Source organism: Pseudomonas cimarronensis (assembly GCF_049331905.1).
GTDB lineage: Bacteria > Pseudomonadota > Gammaproteobacteria > Pseudomonadales > Pseudomonadaceae > Aquipseudomonas.
The window spans coordinates 3,460,583-3,482,353 of the sequence record NZ_CP186283.1 but is presented as its reverse complement, the minus strand read 5'-3'; the positions used below and the strand labels follow the sequence as shown (position 1 = coordinate 3,482,353).

General features: G+C 64.9%; 3 protein-coding genes. 1 reads left to right on the top strand and 2 read right to left on the bottom strand.

Features of this window, described 5'->3' with window-relative positions; all coding sequences use genetic code 11:
- Nucleotides 1-105 precede the first annotated feature (105 nt).
- Nucleotides 106-2,040: a cyclic di-GMP receptor LapD gene (gene lapD / locus ACOCLD_RS16150; protein WP_422909889.1), complete on the top strand. Its 1,935-nt coding sequence runs from the start codon at nucleotides 106-108 to the stop codon at nucleotides 2,038-2,040.
- A 68-nt stretch (nucleotides 2,041-2,108) separates the two neighbouring features.
- Here lapD and ACOCLD_RS16145 read toward each other — a convergent pair whose 3' ends face one another.
- Together ACOCLD_RS16145 and ACOCLD_RS16140 are read right to left on the bottom strand one after the other, a co-directional pair.
- Nucleotides 2,109-2,447 carry a tryptophan synthase subunit beta gene (locus ACOCLD_RS16145; RefSeq protein WP_233686244.1) on the bottom strand — a complete coding sequence of 113 codons (339 nt, stop codon included), beginning with the start codon at nucleotides 2,445-2,447 and terminating at the stop codon, nucleotides 2,109-2,111.
- Between the two features lie 72 nt (nucleotides 2,448-2,519).
- Nucleotides 2,520-21,653, bottom strand: coding sequence for an Ig-like domain-containing protein (locus ACOCLD_RS16140; protein WP_422909888.1), 19,134 nt, complete (start codon nucleotides 21,651-21,653; stop codon nucleotides 2,520-2,522).
- Nucleotides 21,654-21,771: the final 118 nt, after the last annotated feature.

Genomic DNA, 21,771 nt, shown 5'->3' with positions numbered 1-21,771 from the left:
GAGCGGGCGTTAGCGCTTTCTGAGTGCCGCGCCGGCTGCGACGATCTGATCTGTTTACGCGTATTCGGGCCGGTAACTGTGCGGTGGGCTCGACAGGAGTGGTTGATGTCGTTGTTCAAGCAGCTGTTTATCGCCATCTGCATGTTGATGCTGGTGAATTTCGTCGGCAGTTTTCTGGTCAGTGTGGAAAGCTCGCGTGAGCAGCAGGTCAACCAGCTGCGCGCCCATGCCCAGGATGCCGCCACGGCGCTGGGTCTCTCGCTCAGCCCGCATGTCAACGACACCGCGATGATCGAATTGATGGTCAGCTCGATCTTCGACAGTGGTTATTTCGAGAGCATTCGCGTTACCGACCCGGCCACCGGCAAGCTGTTGGTTGAACGCAGCGGTGTGCCGGTCAGCGGCGAGGCGCCTCAGTGGTTTGCCCGCCTGGTCGATCTGGAGCCAGCCCAGGGCGATGCGATTGTCAGTGATGGCTGGCGTCAGGCCGCGCAGGTGCAGGTCATCAGTCACCCGTTGTTTGCTGTCGGCAAACTCTGGCAGAGCACCCTTGGCAATCTGTTGTGGCTGACCCTGAGCGGTGTGCTGTGTATTGCCCTTGGTGTGCTGCTGCTCAAGCGCCAGCTGCGGCCGCTGGATTATATGGTCGAGCAGTCCAATGCCATCGCCCGCCGCGAATTCCTCAGCTTGCCGGAACTGCCGAAAACCCCCGAGTTTCGCCGGGTAGTCAACGCCATGAACCAGATGGTCGGCAAGCTCAAGGCACTGTTTGCCGAAGAGGCCGCACGCAGTGAAGCGTTGCGGGCTGAAGCCTATCAGGACAGCCTGACCGGGCTGGCCAACCGGCGCTATTTCGATCTGCAACTGCATGCCCGACTGAATGTCGACGAGCAGGCCTGCAGTGGTTATTTGCTATTGCTGCGGGTCAATGACCTGAGCGGCCTCAACCAGCGCCTGGGCGGTCAGCGCACCGACCAGTTGCTGGTCAGCATTGCCGAGCAGCTGCAACAGCTCAGCCAAGGGCGTTTTGTTCTGGCGCGTAACCGCGGTGGCGAGTTTGCCTTGCTCGCGCCGGGGTATGAACGGCTTGAGGCGCAACAGCTGGCTGAGCAGCTGGAACAGAAGTTAAACAGCCTGCAGCAAACTGGAGCCAGCGACTGCCTGCCGGTCGCGCATATGGGCCTGACCGGTTTCGCCCCGGGTGCAGCAGAAGACGATCTGTTCCGCGCGCTGGACAGCGCCTTGGCGCAAGCCGCCAGCCAGGCGCAACCGAGTTGGGCATTCAATGAACTGCTTGAACAGTCGCTGGCGGTGGATGAAGGGCAAAGCTGGTACCGCCTGCTGGATCAGGCCCTGGCGCAGGGGCGTATCCAGTTGTTCTTCCAGCCGGTAGTGGCTGCCGGTGACCCGGCGCGCGTGCTGCACCACAAGGTGCTGGCGCGGGTACTGGATGAACAGGGCGCATTGATTCCCGCCGGGCGCTTCCTGCCCTGGGTTGAGCGTTTCGGTTGGGCTGCGCGGCTGGATCAGGTCATGCTGGGTCTGGTGCTCAAACAGCTGCAAGGGCATCAGGCCGCTGTGGCGCTGAGCCTGTCTGGCAGCAGTATTCGTGATCCACAAGCGCTGGCGGCACTGTATGCCGTACTGCAGCAGAACCGCCAGCTGGGGCCGCGTTTGACCCTGGAGTTGGATGAAGACCAGCTCCCCGATCAGGCTGCGCTGGAAAGCCTGACCCAGCGCTTGCGCAGCCTGGGTTTTGGTCTCGGCCTGCAGCACTTTGGTGGACGTTTTAGCATGATCGGCAACCTGGCCAAGCTGGGCCTGGGCTACCTCAAGGTGGATGGCAGCTATATCCGCGACATCGATCAGGAAAACGACAAACGCCTGTTTATCGAGGCCATGCAGCGCGCGGCCAACAGCATTGATTTGCCGTTGATTGCCGAACGTGTGGAAAGCGAAGGGGAGTGGCAGGTGCTACGTGCCATGGGCATTAGCGGCGTACAGGGGCGTCTGTTCGGTGAGCCCGGGCCTTGGCGCTGACAGCAGTTTCTGGAGGCGCGGGCCATGCCCGCGAACCCTTGTTAGTCTGACGTGTCAATGCGCTTGGATCAGATCAGCTTTGATTCATCATCATTGATCAACCGATGCAGCCCGCCCAAGGCATCCCGCGCCTTGCTACGGCCGACCAGCTTGCTTTGCGCGGCCTCTGGCAGGTCGGTGATGCGTACCACACCTTTACGGATCAGTACGGTAATCAAGTCTTCCAGTACCCGGATCATGTCTAGGTCGCTCTGCTTGAGTTGCAGCAGGCTGCTTTCGACCGTCTGGTTGGCATACCAGGCCTGAGCTTCCTGGCTGTCGGCCAACAACTCGCCATCCATGCCCTCGAAGGGCGCCGCTTCCACCTGTTGCAGATTGCCCCAGGCGTCCCGCTTTACATACAACATCGACCGCTCCTTGCCTCTGTGGCCACCCTGACTGAACAACCCCGCCACCTTATGGTAGCGGGGTTGTGGTCATCAGTTATGGTCGATTTTGATCAGCGGATCGGCACCGGCAATCAGCGAGTTGACCAGATCAGCCTGGCTGAGGTTGCCGGGGTTGATATTCAGGTTACCGCCGCTGCCGTTCTCCAGCTTGATGGTCACATCAGCATTGCTGCCGCTGGCGTTGAGCACCCCTGTGCTGCTGATCAGCAGGGTAGACGTTGCAGTATCTACGCGCAGGTAGTTGAGAATATTGCCGTCATTCTCGCCTTGCAGCAGGTCATGCAGGTCAATTGTGTCTCGCGATGTGCCCGTCATCGTGAAGTCTTTGATCACGTCATTGCCGCCTGCACTGTTCAAATCACCTGCTTTCCAAACAAAGGTATCAGCTCCGCTGCCGCCCCAGAGTGTGTCGTTTCCTCGGCCGCCAACAATAGTGTCATTGCCAGCATTGCCAAAAATCACATCATTACCATCACCACCTATTAGTAAGTCTGCGCGAGATGAACCTAGCAAGGTGTCATTAGCGCTGCTACCAACAATCGTGTCTGTGGCAGAGAGCTGATTGTTTATATTATTTGGCGAGGCGATCACCAACTGCAGTTCGGCTGTGCTGCTGGAGGACTGATTACCGTTGCTTGTCTCGACCGAGAAAGCTTCGACGCTTAAATTGATATGCCCCTTGTAACTGCTGTCCAGTTGCAGAGATGCCGTTGACAGCTGGTTGATGTTAAAGGTCACAGAACCGTTACTTGCCGCAATGCCTGCTGGATTTGCTTGGCTGAAAAATAGGGCGCCGTCTGGCAAACCATGCAGTGTAATAAAGCCTTGTTCGGAACTGTCATTGTCAATCAGGGTGGTGGTAATCAAACCGTTCAAGGAAATATTAGTCTTGGCACCGCTCTGCGCATTTCCGGCAATTGCGCCTTTGCTGCGTTCAATCACAATGTCGTCGATAAAAGTGCCTCGGCCGCCAGTAAAACGTCCGGGTGTATTTGTTATCTGATCAGTAATGATACGAACCGACTGATTACCACCTGTGCCTACAAAGCTGAATTGTAAAGTCTGCCACGTCAGGCTTGTATTGCTACTGATGTCGGCGAAGGTGCCAATACGTACACCATCCACCTCCACATGAATCCGTGTGGTATTAACTCCATAGCTAGAGCGGCCGGCATAATCAAGACTTAGCGTGTACAAATCGCCTGCCACGGTAGATATCGAACGTTGCAGGCCCAAGGTTTCCGGTAATGTGGAGCCATTTGGTACCACATTGAGCTCAAGGAAATTGGTGCCGTTTCCTGTGCCAGCATTTGCCGTAATACTGCCACTTTCTGTCGACATGCTTTCACCACTTCGCCAAACCTCAAACTGACGTGTTCCTCCATTTGTTGGGTCGACCACACTAGCGTGTGACCAGCCTTCCAAGATGTTGGTATTAAGATTCCCAGCTGTAACAGTCTCAAAACTTGTGCTTACCACGATAGTTGAGCTGGTATTTACTTGGAGGTTTATGCCGTTGGCTACTGGTTGAACCTCAACGAATGCCTGAGCGGTTGCTGTTCCACCATTACCGTCGTTGATACTGTAATTGATGATGGCAGTACCGCTGAAGCCCGAAGCGGGGGTAAAAGTCAGGGTGTTATTGGTGTTGACCACAACAGTGCCATTGCTGGCTGTCGCCCCGGTAACCATCAGGATGTCACCGTCAACATCCGTATCGTTGGCCAGCACGTTGATGGTGACAGGTGAGCCTTCATTGGTTATAGCGCTATCGGCAACGGCCACCGGCGCATCGTTAACGGGCTTGATACCAAGTGTTACTGTTGCAGTGGAAAGGCCGCCCAGGCCATCACTTACGGTGTAAGTGAAAGTTGCCGCACCGTTGTAGTTGGCGTCAGGGGTAAACACCACGTTGCCACCAACCAGCGCGACGCTGCCATGCGTCGCACCCTGCACACTCATAATGCTCAGCGGGTTGCCATCCGGGTCTGTGTCGTTGCCCAACAGCGTTGCTGGGCTGATGGTCAGTGGCTGATCTTCGTTGGTGACCAATGCTGGGTTCTCATGCTGCAACGAGCTGCCGCCCACGACGCTGTAGCTACCGCCTTGGGGGCGCAGTTCAACGGTCAGTTGAGCATTGCCATCCTGATCCCAATAGACAATTTCAAACTGCTGTGCGCCGCCTTCCGGCACTGTGAATACCAAGGATTCGCGCGCTGTTGGCCCTTGATTACCGTTGTACTCTGCAACCGTTTGGCCATTGATACGGATACTGAAGCCATCATCGGCCGTTACACGGAATTGGTAGTTTCCAGCCGTCAGATTGATAAGACCGTTGAGTCTGAGAATGGCATCAGAGGTACTCGCTGGGTCGCTTGAAAGACTTGACGCATCTCCACCAAGGAACGTCTGCAGGTTCGTACCGTTGCCCAAACCGCCATTTCCAATAGGGCCGTAGTTCAGACTTGTGGCTGTGAAGGTGGCTGTAGGCGCACGACCATTGATAAAGGTTTCTACCTGAGCAAGGTTGGTCAGATTGGCACCGTTATTTCCCGCTCCTGTGGCTGTGTCGTTATAGCCGAAGTACTGACCGACTAACCCTGAAACCAGATAGTTGTCGTTACTGGCAATCGGGTCACTGTTAAGGTTCAGGCTGTCAGCAGCACCGGCGTTACCCACCAGGTCGGTATAGCTACCGGCAGGCAGGCTAACGCTCGGCGAACCGCCACCTGTTGAAGTGAAAGTAGCTGTCCAGACTGCAGGATTACCTACCGACTGCACCAGATTGCTGATCACGCCGCCGGTAGGAACGATGTCACTTGCAGTAAAGCCGCTGACAGACTCGCTGAATGTAAAGGTCAGTGTTGTGGCTTCCCCGACTGACAGGTTGCTGTCGGTGGTGCTGATGACAACGGTTGGACCGGCGGTGTCGACGGTGGCGTTATCGCTGCCTGGCAGTGACACGTTGCCGGCTTTGTCGGTGACGGTGGCGGTGACGGTGAGTGCCGCGCCCTCAGCCGGACGGGCCACGGTGATGGCCACGTTGCCAGCGTCGATTTGTGGCTGGGTCAGCACGATGACTTGCGGAGTGGTGCCGTCGGTGACGGTGAGGGTGTCACCAGCGACCGCGCCGGCCGGCAGGCCGACGGTCACGGCCACGGTGGTGGCGGCGCCCAGTTCAGTGTTGCTGAGCAGCTGATCGTTGTTGGCATCGCTGGTGATGGTCACAGTCGGGGCCGCAGTGGCGGCGGTGTCGACGGTGGCGTTATCGCTGCCTGGCAGTGACACGTTGCCGGCTTTGTCGGTGACGGTGGCGGTGACGGTGAGTGCCGCGCCCTCAGCCGGACGGGCCACGGTGACGGCCACGTTGCCAGCGTCGATTTGTGGCTGGGTCAGCACGATGACTTGCGGAGTGGTGCCGTCGGTGACGGTGAGGGTGTCACCAGCGACCGCGCCGGCCGGCAGGCCGACGGTCACGGCCACGGTGGTGGCGGCGCCCAGTTCAGTGTTGCTGAGCAGCTGATCGTTGTTGGCATCGCTGGTGATGGTCACAGTCGGGGCCGCAGTGGCGGCGGTGTCGACGGTGGCGTTATCGCTGCCTGGCAGTGACACGTTGCCGGCTTTGTCGGTGACGGTGGCGGTGACGGTGAGTGCCGCGCCCTCAGCCGGACGGGCCACGGTGATGGCCACGTTGCCAGCGTCGATTTGTGGCTGGGTCAGCACGATGACTTGCGGAGTGGTGCCGTCGGTGACGGTGAGGGTGTCACCAGCGACCGCGCCGGCCGGCAGGCCGACGGTCACGGCCACGGTGGTGGCGGCGCCCAGTTCAGTGTTGCTGAGCAGCTGATCGTTGTTGGCATCGCTGGTGATGGTCACAGTCGGGGCCGCAGTGGCGGCGGTGTCGACGGTGGCGTTATCGCTGCCTGGCAGTGACACGTTGCCGGCTTTGTCGGTGACGGTGGCGGTGACGGTGAGTGCCGCGCCCTCAGCCGGACGGGCCACGGTGACGGCCACGTTGCCAGCGTCGATTTGTGGCTGGGTCAGCACGATGACTTGCGGAGTGGTGCCGTCGGTGACGGTGAGGGTGTCACCAGCGACCGCGCCGGCCGGCAGGCCGACGGTCACGGCCACGGTGGTGGCGGCGCCCAGTTCAGTGTTGCTGAGCAGCTGATCGTTGTTGGCATCGCTGGTGATGGTCACAGTCGGGGCCGCAGTGGCGGCGGTGTCGACGGTGGCGTTATCGCTGCCTGGCAGTGACACGTTGCCGGCTTTGTCGGTGACGGTGGCGGTGACGGTGAGTGCCGCGCCCTCAGCCGGACGGGCCACGGTGACGGCCACGTTGCCAGCGTCGATTTGTGGCTGGGTCAGCACGATGACTTGCGGAGTGGTGCCGTCGGTGACGGTGAGGGTGTCACCAGCGACCGCGCCGGCCGGCAGGCCGACGGTCACGGCCACGGTGGTGGCGGCGCCCAGTTCAGTGTTGCTGAGCAGCTGATCGTTGTTGGCATCGCTGGTGATGGTCACAGTCGGGGCCGCAGTGGCGGCGGTGTCGACGGTGGCGTTATCGCTGCCTGGCAGTGACACGTTGCCGGCTTTGTCGGTGACGGTGGCGGTGACGGTGAGTGCCGCGCCCTCAGCCGGACGGGCCACGGTGATGGCCACGTTGCCAGCGTCGATTTGTGGCTGGGTCAGCACGATGACTTGCGGAGTGGTGCCGTCGGTGACGGTGAGGGTGTCACCAGCGACCGCGCCGGCCGGCAGGCCGACGGTCACGGCCACGGTGGTGGCGGCGCCCAGTTCAGTGTTGCTGAGCAGCTGATCGTTGTTGGCATCGCTGGTGATGGTCACAGTCGGGGCCGCAGTGGCGGCGGTGTCGACGGTGGCGTTATCGCTGCCTGGCAGTGACACGTTGCCGGCTTTGTCGGTGACGGTGGCGGTGACGGTGAGTGCCGCGCCCTCAGCCGGACGGGCCACGGTGACGGCCACGTTGCCAGCGTCGATTTGTGGCTGGGTCAGCACGATGACTTGCGGAGTGGTGCCGTCGGTGACGGTGAGGGTGTCACCAGCGACCGCGCCGGCCGGCAGGCCGACGGTCACGGCCACGGTGGTGGCGGCGCCCAGTTCAGTGTTGCTGAGCAGCTGATCGTTGTTGGCATCGCTGGTGATGGTCACAGTCGGGGCCGCAGTGGCGGCGGTGTCGACGGTGGCGTTATCGCTGCCTGGCAGTGACACGTTGCCGGCTTTGTCGGTGACGGTGGCGGTGACGGTGAGTGCCGCGCCCTCAGCCGGACGGGCCACGGTGACGGCCACGTTGCCAGCGTCGATTTGTGGCTGGGTCAGCACGATGACTTGCGGAGTGGTGCCGTCGGTGACGGTGAGGGTGTCACCAGCGACCGCGCCGGCCGGCAGGCCGACGGTCACGGCCACGGTGGTGGCGGCGCCCAGTTCAGTGTTGCTGAGCAGCTGATCGTTGTTGGCATCGCTGGTGATGGTCACAGTCGGGGCCGCAGTGGCGGCGGTGTCGACGGTGGCGTTATCGCTGCCTGGCAGTGACACGTTGCCGGCTTTGTCGGTGACGGTGGCGGTGACGGTGAGTGCCGCGCCCTCAGCCGGACGGGCCACGGTGATGGCCACGTTGCCAGCGTCGATTTGTGGCTGGGTCAGCACGATGACTTGCGGAGTGGTGCCGTCGGTGACGGTGAGGGTGTCACCAGCGACCGCGCCGGCCGGCAGGCCGACGGTCACGGCCACGGTGGTGGCGGCGCCCAGTTCAGTGTTGCTGAGCAGCTGATCGTTGTTGGCATCGCTGGTGATGGTCACAGTCGGGGCCGCAGTGGCGGCGGTGTCGACGGTGGCGTTATCGCTGCCTGGCAGTGACACGTTGCCGGCTTTGTCGGTGACGGTGGCGGTGACGGTGAGTGCCGCGCCCTCAGCCGGACGGGCCACGGTGACGGCCACGTTGCCAGCGTCGATTTGTGGCTGGGTCAGCACGATGACTTGCGGAGTGGTGCCGTCGGTGACGGTGAGGGTGTCACCAGCGACCGCGCCGGCCGGCAGGCCGACGGTCACGGCCACGGTGGTGGCGGCGCCCAGTTCAGTGTTGCTGAGCAGCTGATCGTTGTTGGCATCGCTGGTGATGGTCACAGTCGGGGCCGCAGTGGCGGCGGTGTCGACGGTGGCGTTATCGCTGCCTGGCAGTGACACGTTGCCGGCTTTGTCGGTGACGGTGGCGGTGACGGTGAGTGCCGCGCCCTCAGCCGGACGGGCCACGGTGACGGCCACGTTGCCAGCGTCGATTTGTGGCTGGGTCAGCACGATGACTTGCGGAGTGGTGCCGTCGGTGACGGTGAGGGTGTCACCAGCGACCGCGCCGGCCGGCAGGCCGACGGTCACGGCCACGGTGGTGGCGGCGCCCAGTTCAGTGTTGCTGAGCAGCTGATCGTTGTTGGCATCGCTGGTGATGGTCACAGTCGGGGCCGCAGTGGCGGCGGTGTCGACGGTGGCGTTATCGCTGCCTGGCAGTGACACGTTGCCGGCTTTGTCGGTGACGGTGGCGGTGACGGTGAGTGCCGCGCCCTCAGCCGGACGGGCCACGGTGACGGCCACGTTGCCAGCGTCGATTTGTGGCTGGGTCAGCACGATGACTTGCGGAGTGGTGCCGTCGGTGACGGTGAGGGTGTCACCAGCGACCGCGCCGGCCGGCAGGCCGACGGTCACGGCCACGGTGGTGGCGGCGCCCAGTTCAGTGTTGCTGAGCAGCTGATCGTTGTTGGCATCGCTGGTGATGGTCACAGTCGGGGCCGCAGTGGCGGCGGTGTCGACGGTGGCGTTATCGCTGCCTGGCAGTGACACGTTGCCGGCTTTGTCGGTGACGGTGGCGGTGACGGTGAGTGCCGCGCCCTCAGCCGGACGGGCCACGGTGATGGCCACGTTGCCAGCGTCGATTTGTGGCTGGGTCAGCACGATGACTTGCGGAGTGGTGCCGTCGGTGACGGTGAGGGTGTCACCAGCGACCGCGCCGGCCGGCAGGCCGACGGTCACGGCCACGGTGGTGGCGGCGCCCAGTTCAGTGTTGCTGAGCAGCTGATCGTTGTTGGCATCGCTGGTGATGGTCACAGTCGGGGCCGCAGTGGCGGCGGTGTCGACGGTGGCGTTATCGCTGCCTGGCAGTGACACGTTGCCGGCTTTGTCGGTGACGGTGGCGGTGACGGTGAGTGCCGCGCCCTCAGCCGGACGGGCCACGGTGACGGCCACGTTGCCAGCGTCGATTTGTGGCTGGGTCAGCACGATGACTTGCGGAGTGGTGCCGTCGGTGACGGTGAGGGTGTCACCAGCGACCGCGCCGGCCGGCAGGCCGACGGTCACGGCCACGGTGGTGGCGGCGCCCAGTTCAGTGTTGCTGAGCAGCTGATCGTTGTTGGCATCGCTGGTGATGGTCACAGTCGGGGCCGCAGTGGCGGCGGTGTCGACGGTGGCGTTATCGCTGCCTGGCAGTGACACGTTGCCGGCTTTGTCGGTGACGGTGGCGGTGACGGTGAGTGCCGCGCCCTCAGCCGGACGGGCCACGGTGACGGCCACGTTGCCAGCGTCGATTTGTGGCTGGGTCAGCACGATGACTTGCGGAGTGGTGCCGTCGGTGACGGTGAGGGTGTCACCAGCGACCGCGCCGGCCGGCAGGCCGACGGTCACGGCCACGGTGGTGGCGGCGCCCAGTTCAGTGTTGCTGAGCAGCTGATCGTTGTTGGCATCGCTGGTGATGGTCACAGTCGGGGCCGCAGTGGCGGCGGTGTCGACGGTGGCGTTATCGCTGCCTGGCAGTGACACGTTGCCGGCTTTGTCGGTGACGGTGGCGGTGACGGTGAGTGCCGCGCCCTCAGCCGGACGGGCCACGGTGATGGCCACGTTGCCAGCGTCGATTTGTGGCTGGGTCAGCACGATGACTTGCGGAGTGGTGCCGTCGGTGACGGTGAGGGTGTCACCAGCGACCGCGCCGGCCGGCAGGCCGACGGTCACGGCCACGGTGGTGGCGGCGCCCAGTTCAGTGTTGCTGAGCAGCTGATCGTTGTTGGCATCGCTGGTGATGGTCACAGTCGGGGCCGCAGTGGCGGCGGTGTCGACGGTGGCGTTATCGCTGCCTGGCAGTGACACGTTGCCGGCTTTGTCGGTGACGGTGGCGGTGACGGTGAGTGCCGCGCCCTCAGCCGGACGGGCCACGGTGACGGCCACGTTGCCAGCGTCGATTTGTGGCTGGGTCAGCACGATGACTTGCGGAGTGGTGCCGTCGGTGACGGTGAGGGTGTCACCAGCGACCGCGCCGGCCGGCAGGCCGACGGTCACGGCCACGGTGGTGGCGGCGCCCAGTTCAGTGTTGCTGAGCAGCTGATCGTTGTTGGCATCGCTGGTGATGGTCACAGTCGGGGCCGCAGTGGCGGCGGTGTCGACGGTGGCGTTATCGCTGCCTGGCAGTGACACGTTGCCGGCTTTGTCGGTGACGGTGGCGGTGACGGTGAGTGCCGCGCCCTCAGCCGGACGGGCCACGGTGACGGCCACGTTGCCAGCGTCGATTTGTGGCTGGGTCAGCACGATGACTTGCGGAGTGGTGCCGTCGGTGACGGTGAGGGTGTCACCAGCGACCGCGCCGGCCGGCAGGCCGACGGTCACGGCCACGGTGGTGGCGGCGCCCAGTTCAGTGTTGCTGAGCAGCTGATCGTTGTTGGCATCGCTGGTGATGGTCACAGTCGGGGCCGCAGTGGCGGCGGTGTCGACGGTGGCGTTATCGCTGCCTGGCAGTGACACGTTGCCGGCTTTGTCGGTGACGGTGGCGGTGACGGTGAGTGCCGCGCCCTCAGCCGGACGGGCCACGGTGATGGCCACGTTGCCAGCGTCGATTTGTGGCTGGGTCAGCACGATGACTTGCGGAGTGGTGCCGTCGGTGACGGTGAGGGTGTCACCAGCGACCGCGCCGGCCGGCAGGCCGACGGTCACGGCCACGGTGGTGGCGGCGCCCAGTTCAGTGTTGCTGAGCAGCTGATCGTTGTTGGCATCGCTGGTGATGGTCACAGTCGGGGCCGCAGTGGCGGCGGTGTCGACGGTGGCGTTATCGCTGCCTGGCAGTGACACGTTGCCGGCTTTGTCGGTGACGGTGGCGGTGACGGTGAGTGCCGCGCCCTCAGCCGGACGGGCCACGGTGATGGCCACGTTGCCAGCGTCGATTTGTGGCTGGGTCAGCACGATGACTTGCGGAGTGGTGCCGTCGGTGACGGTGAGGGTGTCACCAGCGACCGCGCCGGCCGGCAGGCCGACGGTCACGGCCACGGTGGTGGCGGCGCCCAGTTCAGTGTTGCTGAGCAGCTGATCGTTGTTGGCATCGCTGGTGATGGTCACAGTCGGGGCCGCAGTGGCGGCGGTGTCGACGGTGGCGTTATCGCTGCCTGGCAGTGACACGTTGCCGGCTTTGTCGGTGACGGTGGCGGTGACGGTGAGTGCCGCGCCCTCAGCCGGACGGGCCACGGTGACGGCCACGTTGCCAGCGTCGATTTGTGGCTGGGTCAGCACGATGACTTGCGGAGTGGTGCCGTCGGTGACGGTGAGGGTGTCACCAGCGACCGCGCCGGCCGGCAGGCCGACGGTCACGGCCACGGTGGTGGCGGCGCCCAGTTCAGTGTTGCTGAGCAGCTGATCGTTGTTGGCATCGCTGGTGATGGTCACAGTCGGGGCCGCAGTGGCGGCGGTGTCGACGGTGGCGTTATCGCTGCCTGGCAGTGACACGTTGCCGGCTTTGTCGGTGACGGTGGCGGTGACGGTGAGTGCCGCGCCCTCAGCCGGACGGGCCACGGTGACGGCCACGTTGCCAGCGTCGATTTGTGGCTGGGTCAGCACGATGACTTGCGGAGTGGTGCCGTCGGTGACGGTGAGGGTGTCACCAGCGACCGCGCCGGCCGGCAGGCCGACGGTCACGGCCACGGTGGTGGCGGCGCCCAGTTCAGTGTTGCTGAGCAGCTGATCGTTGTTGGCATCGCTGGTGATGGTCACAGTCGGGGCCGCAGTGGCGGCGGTGTCGACGGTGGCGTTATCGCTGCCTGGCAGTGACACGTTGCCGGCTTTGTCGGTGACGGTGGCGGTGACGGTGAGTGCCGCGCCCTCAGCCGGACGGGCCACGGTGACGGCCACGTTGCCAGCGTCGATTTGTGGCTGGGTCAGCACGATGACTTGCGGAGTGGTGCCGTCGGTGACGGTGAGGGTGTCACCAGCGACCGCGCCGGCCGGCAGGCCGACGGTCACGGCCACGGTGGTGGCGGCGCCCAGTTCAGTGTTGCTGAGCAGCTGATCGTTGTTGGCATCGCTGGTGATGGTCACAGTCGGGGCCGCAGTGGCGGCGGTGTCGACGGTGGCGTTATCGCTGCCTGGCAGTGACACGTTGCCGGCTTTGTCGGTGACGGTGGCGGTGACGGTGAGTGCCGCGCCCTCAGCCGGACGGGCCACGGTGACGGCCACGTTGCCAGCGTCGATTTGTGGCTGGGTCAGCACGATGACTTGCGGAGTGGTGCCGTCGGTGACGGTGAGGGTGTCACCAGCGACCGCGCCGGCCGGCAGGCCGACGGTCACGGCCACGGTGGTGGCGGCGCCCAGTTCAGTGTTGCTGAGCAGCTGATCGTTGTTGGCATCGCTGGTGATGGTCACAGTCGGGGCCGCAGTGGCGGCGGTGTCGACGGTGGCGTTATCGCTGCCTGGCAGTGACACGTTGCCGGCTTTGTCGGTGACGGTGGCGGTGACGGTGAGTGCCGCGCCCTCAGCCGGACGGGCCACGGTGATGGCCACGTTGCCAGCGTCGATTTGTGGCTGGGTCAGCACGATGACTTGCGGAGTGGTGCCGTCGGTGACGGTGAGGGTGTCACCAGCGACCGCGCCGGCCGGCAGGCCGACGGTCACGGCCACGGTGGTGGCGGCGCCCAGTTCAGTGTTGCTGAGCAGCTGATCGTTGTTGGCATCGCTGGTGATGGTCACAGTCGGGGCCGCAGTGGCGGCGGTGTCGACGGTGGCGTTATCGCTGCCTGGCAGTGACACGTTGCCGGCTTTGTCGGTGACGGTGGCGGTGACGGTGAGTGCCGCGCCCTCAGCCGGACGGGCCACGGTGACGGCCACGTTGCCAGCGTCGATTTGTGGCTGGGTCAGCACGATGACTTGCGGAGTGGTGCCGTCGGTGACGGTGAGGGTGTCACCAGCGACCGCGCCGGCCGGCAGGCCGACGGTCACGGCCACGGTGGTGGCGGCGCCCAGTTCAGTGTTGCTGAGCAGCTGATCGTTGTTGGCATCGCTGGTGATGGTCACAGTCGGGGCCGCAGTGGCGGCGGTGTCGACGGTGGCGTTATCGCTGCCTGGCAGTGACACGTTGCCGGCTTTGTCGGTGACGGTGGCGGTGACGGTGAGTGCCGCGCCCTCAGCCGGACGGGCCACGGTGACGGCCACGTTGCCAGCGTCGATTTGTGGCTGGGTCAGCACGATGACTTGCGGAGTGGTGCCGTCGGTGACGGTGAGGGTGTCACCAGCGACCGCGCCGGCCGGCAGGCCGACGGTCACGGCCACGGTGGTGGCGGCGCCCAGTTCAGTGTTGCTGAGCAGCTGATCGTTGTTGGCATCGCTGGTGATGGTCACAGTCGGGGCCGCAGTGGCGGCGGTGTCGACGGTGGCGTTATCGCTGCCTGGCAGTGACACGTTGCCGGCTTTGTCGGTGACGGTGGCGGTGACGGTGAGTGCCGCGCCCTCAGCCGGACGGGCCACGGTGATGGCCACGTTGCCAGCGTCGATTTGTGGCTGGGTCAGCACGATGACTTGCGGAGTGGTGCCGTCGGTGACGGTGAGGGTGTCACCAGCGACCGCGCCGGCCGGCAGGCCGACGGTCACGGCCACGGTGGTGGCGGCGCCCAGTTCAGTGTTGCTGAGCAGCTGATCGTTGTTGGCATCGCTGGTGATGGTCACAGTCGGGGCCGCAGTGGCGGCGGTGTCGACGGTGGCGTTATCGCTGCCTGGCAGTGACACGTTGCCGGCTTTGTCGGTGACGGTGGCGGTGACGGTGAGTGCCGCGCCCTCAGCCGGACGGGCCACGGTGACGGCCACGTTGCCAGCGTCGATTTGTGGCTGGGTCAGCACGATGACTTGCGGAGTGGTGCCGTCGGTGACGGTGAGGGTGTCACCAGCGACCGCGCCGGCCGGCAGGCCGACGGTCACGGCCACGGTGGTGGCGGCGCCCAGTTCAGTGTTGCTGAGCAGCTGATCGTTGTTGGCATCGCTGGTGATGGTCACAGTCGGGGCCGCAGTGGCGGCGGTGTCGACGGTGGCGTTATCGCTGCCTGGCAGTGACACGTTGCCGGCTTTGTCGGTGACGGTGGCGGTGACGGTGAGTGCCGCGCCCTCAGCCGGACGGGCCACGGTGACGGCCACGTTGCCAGCGTCGATTTGTGGCTGGGTCAGCACGATGACTTGCGGAGTGGTGCCGTCGGTGACGGTGAGGGTGTCACCAGCGACCGCGCCGGCCGGCAGGCCGACGGTCACGGCCACGGTGGTGGCGGCGCCCAGTTCAGTGTTGCTGAGCAGCTGATCGTTGTTGGCATCGCTGGTGATGGTCACAGTCGGGGCCGCAGTGGCGGCGGTGTCGACGGTGGCGTTATCGCTGCCTGGCAGTGACACGTTGCCGGCTTTGTCGGTGACGGTGGCGGTGACGGTGAGTGCCGCGCCCTCAGCCGGACGGGCCACGGTGACGGCCACGTTGCCAGCGTCGATTTGTGGCTGGGTCAGCACGATGACTTGCGGAGTGGTGCCGTCGGTGACGGTGAGGGTGTCACCAGCGACCGCGCCGGCCGGCAGGCCGACGGTCACGGCCACGGTGGTGGCGGCGCCCAGTTCAGTGTTGCTGAGCAGCTGATCGTTGTTGGCATCGCTGGTGATGGTCACAGTCGGGGCCGCAGTGGCGGCGGTGTCGACGGTGGCGTTATCGCTGCCTGGCAGTGACACGTTGCCGGCTTTGTCGGTGACGGTGGCGGTGACGGTGAGTGCCGCGCCCTCAGCCGGACGGGCCACGGTGATGGCCACGTTGCCAGCGTCGATTTGTGGCTGGGTCAGCACGATGACTTGCGGAGTGGTGCCGTCGGTGACGGTGAGGGTGTCACCAGCGACCGCGCCGGCCGGCAGGCCGACGGTCACGGCCACGGTGGTGGCGGCGCCCAGTTCAGTGTTGCTGAGCAGCTGATCGTTGTTGGCATCGCTGGTGATGGTCACAGTCGGGGCCGCAGTGGCGGCGGTGTCGACGGTGGCGTTATCGCTGCCTGGCAGTGACACGTTGCCGGCTTTGTCGGTGACGGTGGCGGTGACGGTGAGTGCCGCGCCCTCAGCCGGACGGGCCACGGTGACGGCCACGTTGCCAGCGTCGATTTGTGGCTGGGTCAGCACGATGACTTGCGGAGTGGTGCCGTCGGTGACGGTGAGGGTGTCACCAGCGACCGCGCCGGCCGGCAGGCCGACGGTCACGGCCACGGTGGTGGCGGCGCCCAGTTCAGTGTTGCTGAGCAGCTGATCGTTGTTGGCATCGCTGGTGATGGTCACAGTCGGGGCCGCAGTGGCGGCGGTGTCGACGGTGGCGTTATCGCTGCCTGGCAGTGACACGTTGCCGGCTTTGTCGGTGACGGTGGCGGTGACGGTGAGTGCCGCGCCCTCAGCCGGACGGGCCACGGTGACGGCCACGTTGCCAGCGTCGATTTGTGGCTGGGTCAGCACGATGACTTGCGGAGTGGTGCCGTCGGTGACGGTGAGGGTGTCACCAGCGACCGCGCCGGCCGGCAGGCCGACGGTCACGGCCACGGTGGTGGCGGCGCCCAGTTCAGTGTTGCTGAGCAGCTGATCGTTGTTGGCATCGCTGGTGATGGTCACAGTCGGGGCCGCAGTGGCGGCGGTGTCGACGGTGGCGTTATCGCTGCCTGGCAGTGACACGTTGCCGGCTTTGTCGGTGACGGTGGCGGTGACGGTGAGTGCCGCGCCCTCAGCCGGACGGGCCACGGTGATGGCCACGTTGCCAGCGTCGATTTGTGGCTGGGTCAGCACGATGACTTGCGGAGTGGTGCCGTCGGTGACGGTGAGGGTGTCACCAGCGACCGCGCCGGCCGGCAGGCCGACGGTCACGGCCACGGTGGTGGCGGCGCCCAGTTCAGTGTTGCTGAGCAGCTGATCGTTGTTGGCATCGCTGGTGATGGTCACAGTCGGGGCCGCAGTGGCTGCGGTGTCGACGGTGGCGTTATCGCTGCCTGGCAGTGACACGTTGCCGGCTTTGTCGGTGACGGTGGCGGTGACGGTGAGTGCCGCGCCCTCAGCCGGACGGGCCACGGTGACGGCCACGTTGCCAGCGTCGATTTGTGGCTGGGTCAGCACGATGACTTGCGGAGTGGTGCCGTCGGTGACGGTGAGGGTGTCACCAGCGACCGCGCCGGCCGGCAGGCCGACGGTCACGGCCACGGTGGTGGCGGCGCCCAGTTCAGTGTTGCTGAGCAGCTGATCGTTGTTGGCATCGCTGGTGATGGTCACAGTCGGGGCCGCAGTGGCGGCGGTGTCGACGGTGGCGTTATCGCTGCCTGGCAGTGACACGTTGCCGGCTTTGTCGGTGACGGTGGCGGTGACGGTGAGTGCCGCGCCCTCAGCCGGACGGGCCACGGTGACGGCCACGTTGCCAGCGTCGATTTGTGGCTGGGTCAGCACGATGACTTGCGGAGTGGTGCCGTCGGTGACGGTGAGGGTGTCACCAGCGACCGCGCCGGCCGGCAGGCCGACGGTCACGGCCACGGTGGTGGCGGCGCCCAGTTCAGTGTTGCTGAGCAGCTGATCGTTGTTGGCATCGCTGGTGATGGTCACAGTCGGGGCCGCAGTGGCGGCGGTGTCGACGGTGGCGTTATCGCTGCCTGGCAGTGACACGTTGCCGGCTTTGTCGGTGACGGTGGCGGTGACGGTGAGTGCCGCGCCCTCAGCCGGACGGGCCACGGTGATGGCCACGTTGCCAGCGTCGATTTGTGGCTGGGTCAGCACGATGACTTGCGGAGTGGTGCCGTCGGTGACGGTGAGGGTGTCACCAGCGACCGCGCCGGCCGGCAGGCCGACGGTCACGGCCACGGTGGTGGCGGCGCCCAGTTCAGTGTTGCTGAGCAGCTGATCGTTGTTGGCATCGCTGGTGATGGTCACAGTCGGGGCCGCAGTGGCGGCGGTGTCGACGGTGGCGTTATCGCTGCCTGGCAGTGACACGTTGCCGGCTTTGTCGGTGACGGTGGCGGTGACGGTGAGTGCCGCGCCCTCAGCCGGACGGGCCACGGTGACGGCCACGTTGCCAGCGTCGATTTGTGGCTGGGTCAGCACGATGACTTGCGGAGTGGTGCCGTCGGTGACGGTGAGGGTGTCACCAGCGACCGCGCCGGCCGGCAGGCCGACGGTCACGGCCACGGTGGTGGCGGCGCCCAGTTCAGTGTTGCTGAGCAGCTGATCGTTGTTGGCATCGCTGGTGATGGTCACAGTCGGGGCCGCAGTGGCGGCGGTGTCGACGGTGGCGTTATCGCTGCCTGGCAGTGACACGTTGCCGGCTTTGTCGGTGACGGTGGCGGTGACGGTGAGTGCCGCGCCCTCAGCCGGACGGGCCACGGTGATGGCCACGTTGCCAGCGTCGATTTGTGGCTGGGTCAGCACGATGACTTGCGGAGTGGTGCCGTCGGTGACGGTGAGGGTGTCACCAGCGACCGCGCCGGCCGGCAGGCCGACGGTCACGGCCACGGTGGTGGCGGCGCCCAGTTCAGTGTTGCTGAGCAGCTGATCGTTGTTGGCATCGCTGGTGATGGTCACAGTCGGGGCCGCAGTGGCGGCGGTGTCGACGGTGGCGTTATCGCTGCCTGGCAGTGACACGTTGCCGGCTTTGTCGGTGACGGTGGCGGTGACGGTGAGTGCCGCGCCCTCAGCCGGACGGGCCACGGTGACGGCCACGTTGCCAGCGTCGATTTGTGGCTGGGTCAGCACGATGACTTGCGGAGTGGTGCCGTCGGTGACGGTGAGGGTGTCACCAGCGACCGCGCCGGCCGGCAGGCCGACGGTCACGGCCACGGTGGTGGCGGCGCCCAGTTCAGTGTTGCTGAGCAGCTGATCGTTGTTGGCATCGCTGGTGATGGTCACAGTCGGGGCCGCAGTGGCGGCGGTGTCGACGGTGGCGTTATCGCTGCCTGGCAGTGACACGTTGCCGGCTTTGTCGGTGACGGTGGCGGTGACGGTGAGTGCCGCGCCCTCAGCCGGACGGGCCACGGTGATGGCCACGTTGCCAGCGTCGATTTGTGGCTGGGTCAGCACGATGACTTGCGGAGTGGTGCCGTCGGTGACGGTGAGGGTGTCACCAGCGACCGCGCCGGCCGGCAGGCCGACGGTCACGGCCACGGTGGTGGCGGCGCCCAGTTCAGTGTTGCTGAGCAGCTGATCGTTGTTGGCATCGCTGGTGATGGTCACAGTCGGGGCCGCAGTGGCGGCGGTGTCGACGGTGGCGTTATCGCTGCCTGGCAGTGACACGTTGCCGGCTTTGTCGGTGACGGTGGCGGTGACGGTGAGTGCCGCGCCCTCAGCCGGACGGGCCACGGTGACGGCCACGTTGCCAGCGTCGATTTGTGGCTGGGTCAGCACGATGACTTGCGGAGTGGTGCCGTCGGTGACGGTGAGGGTGTCACCAGCGACCGCGCCGGCCGGCAGGCCGACGGTCACGGCCACGGTGGTGGCGGCGCCCAGTTCAGTGTTGCTGAGCAGCTGATCGTTGTTGGCATCGCTGGTGATGGTCACAGTCGGGGCCGCAGTGGCGGCGGTGTCGACGGTGGCGTTATCGCTGCCTGGCAGTGACACGTTGCCGGCTTTGTCGGTGACGGTGGCGGTGACGGTGAGTGCCGCGCCCTCAGCCGGACGGGCCACGGTGACGGCCACGTTGCCAGCGTCGATTTGTGGCTGGGTCAGCACGATGACTTGCGGAGTGGTGCCGTCGGTGACGGTGAGGGTGTCACCAGCGACCGCGCCGGCCGGCAGGCCGACGGTCACGGCCACGGTGGTGGCGGCGCCCAGTTCAGTGTTGCTGAGCAGCTGATCGTTGTTGGCATCGCTGGTGATGGTCACAGTCGGGGCCGCAGTGGCGGCGGTGTCGACGGTGGCGTTATCGCTGCCTGGCAGTGACACGTTGCCGGCTTTGTCGGTGACGGTGGCGGTGACGGTGAGTGCCGCGCCCTCAGCCGGACGGGCCACGGTGATGGCCACGTTGCCAGCGTCGATTTGTGGCTGGGTCAGCACGATGACTTGCGGAGTGGTGCCGTCGGTGACGGTGAGGGTGTCACCAGCGACCGCGCCGGCCGGCAGGCCGACGGTCACGGCCACGGTGGTGGCGGCGCCCAGTTCAGTGTTGCTGAGCAGCTGATCGTTGTTGGCATCGCTGGTGATGGTCACAGTCGGGGCCGCAGTGGCGGCGGTGTCGACGGTGGCGTTATCGCTGCCTGGCAGTGACACGTTGCCGGCTTTGTCGGTGACGGTGGCGGTGACGGTGAGTGCCGCGCCCTCAGCCGGACGGGCCACGGTGATGGCCACGTTGCCAGCGTCGATTTGTGGCTGGGTCAGCACGATGACTTGCGGAGTGGTGCCGTCGGTGACGGTGAGGGTGTCACCAGCGACCGCGCCGGCCGGCAGGCCGACGGTCACGGCCACGGTGGTGGCGGCGCCCAGTTCAGTGTTGCTGAGCAGCTGATCGTTGTTGGCATCGCTGGTGATGGTCACAGTCGGGGCCGCAGTGGCGGCGGTGTCGACGGTGGCGTTATCGCTGCCTGGCAGTGACACGTTGCCGGCTTTGTCGGTGACGGTGGCGGTGACGGTGAGTGCCGCGCCCTCAGCCGGACGGGCCACGGTGACGGCCACGTTGCCAGCGTCGATTTGTGGCTGGGTCAGCACGATGACTTGCGGAGTGGTGCCGTCGGTGACGGTGAGGGTGTCACCAGCGACCGCGCCGGCCGGCAGGCCGACGGTCACGGCCACGGTGGTGGCGGCGCCCAGTTCAGTGTTGCTGAGCAGCTGATCGTTGTTGGCATCGCTGGTGATGGTCACAGTCGGGGCCGCAGTGGCGGCGGTGTCGACGGTGAAGGTCAGGCTGGACGGTGCCGAGACGTTGCCGGCGACATCGGTCTGACGCACTTGAATGGTGTTGCTGCCTTCTACGGCCACCGGTGCGGTGGTGCTCCAGGTGGTGCCGTCGGTGCTGTACTCGACCAGGGCGCCAGGCTCGGTACCGCTGACGGTGTAGCTGCCATCGTTGCTGATCAGATCGCCAGCGACACCGCTGTCAGTGGTGAGTGCGAGAGTCGGCGCGGTGACCTGGGTGTCGAGGGTGAAGGTCAGTGACGACGATGGCGATGTATTGCCAGTCGGGTCGGTTTGACGCACCAGGACTGTGTTGCTGCCTTCATTGGGGGTGAAGGTATTGCTCCAGGTTGCACCGCCGTCAGTGCTGTATTCGACCAGAGCACCTGGTTCAATCCCACCAATCACCAAGGTGCCGTCATTAGTGATCAGGTCTGTGGCGTTGGCTCCACTGTCATTGGCCAGGGTGACGCTGGGTGCGTTAGGGGCAGTGGTGTCCAGAATGTTGTTGGCTGCGGTTGTCTGCTCGTCTGCATTAAACAACTCGTCCTGGGCTGTACCGTTCAGGCCCGGGTTGGATGTTTCAAAGCCGACAGTTGCTTCCAGTTGTTGTCCAGTCTCAGTGAGCATCACAAAACTGTGGCCGCCACCCGCTGCGCCGCCAGTGCCGCCGCCGGCACCAGGGCCTGCTGCGGTGGCCTCAAGGTCGGTGGTGGGGTCGAAGCCGGCTGCCAGGGCTTGTTCCAGGTCCGGATTGGCCTGGGCCTTTTCAGCGTCGGCTGGCGCCTCGCTGGGGGCTGCCTGCCAGCTGCTGTTCTGCGCTACATCGACCACGTCGCCGTTGGCCAGTTGCAGGGTTACTTCTCCGCCCAGACCAGTGAGGATCTGTTCGCCCATGAGCAGACGTTCGCCTTCGAATACTTGGCGCTTGAGGCCGTCGAGAGAAACGGCAAAAACCTGACCGACAAGACTTTTTACGATGGCGACGATTGTGCTCATAAAGCGGGCTCCGGTGTGGGCTCGGTAAAGCGTTAAATATAGTGAAGCAATGCTTTGCGATGTATGTTGCTTGCCTGACAAAATATTGTCGTCATAAATTTGGCTTATTCCATTCTGG

Coding starts and splice junctions, on each gene's coding strand:
- lapD (WP_422909889.1), top strand. CDS start 106: ATGTCGTTGTTCAAGCAGCTGTTTATCGCCATCTGCATGTTGATGCTG.
- ACOCLD_RS16145 (WP_233686244.1), bottom strand. CDS start 2,447: ATGTTGTATGTAAAGCGGGACGCCTGGGGCAATCTGCAACAGGTGGAA.
- ACOCLD_RS16140 (WP_422909888.1), bottom strand. CDS start 21,653: ATGAGCACAATCGTCGCCATCGTAAAAAGTCTTGTCGGTCAGGTTTTT.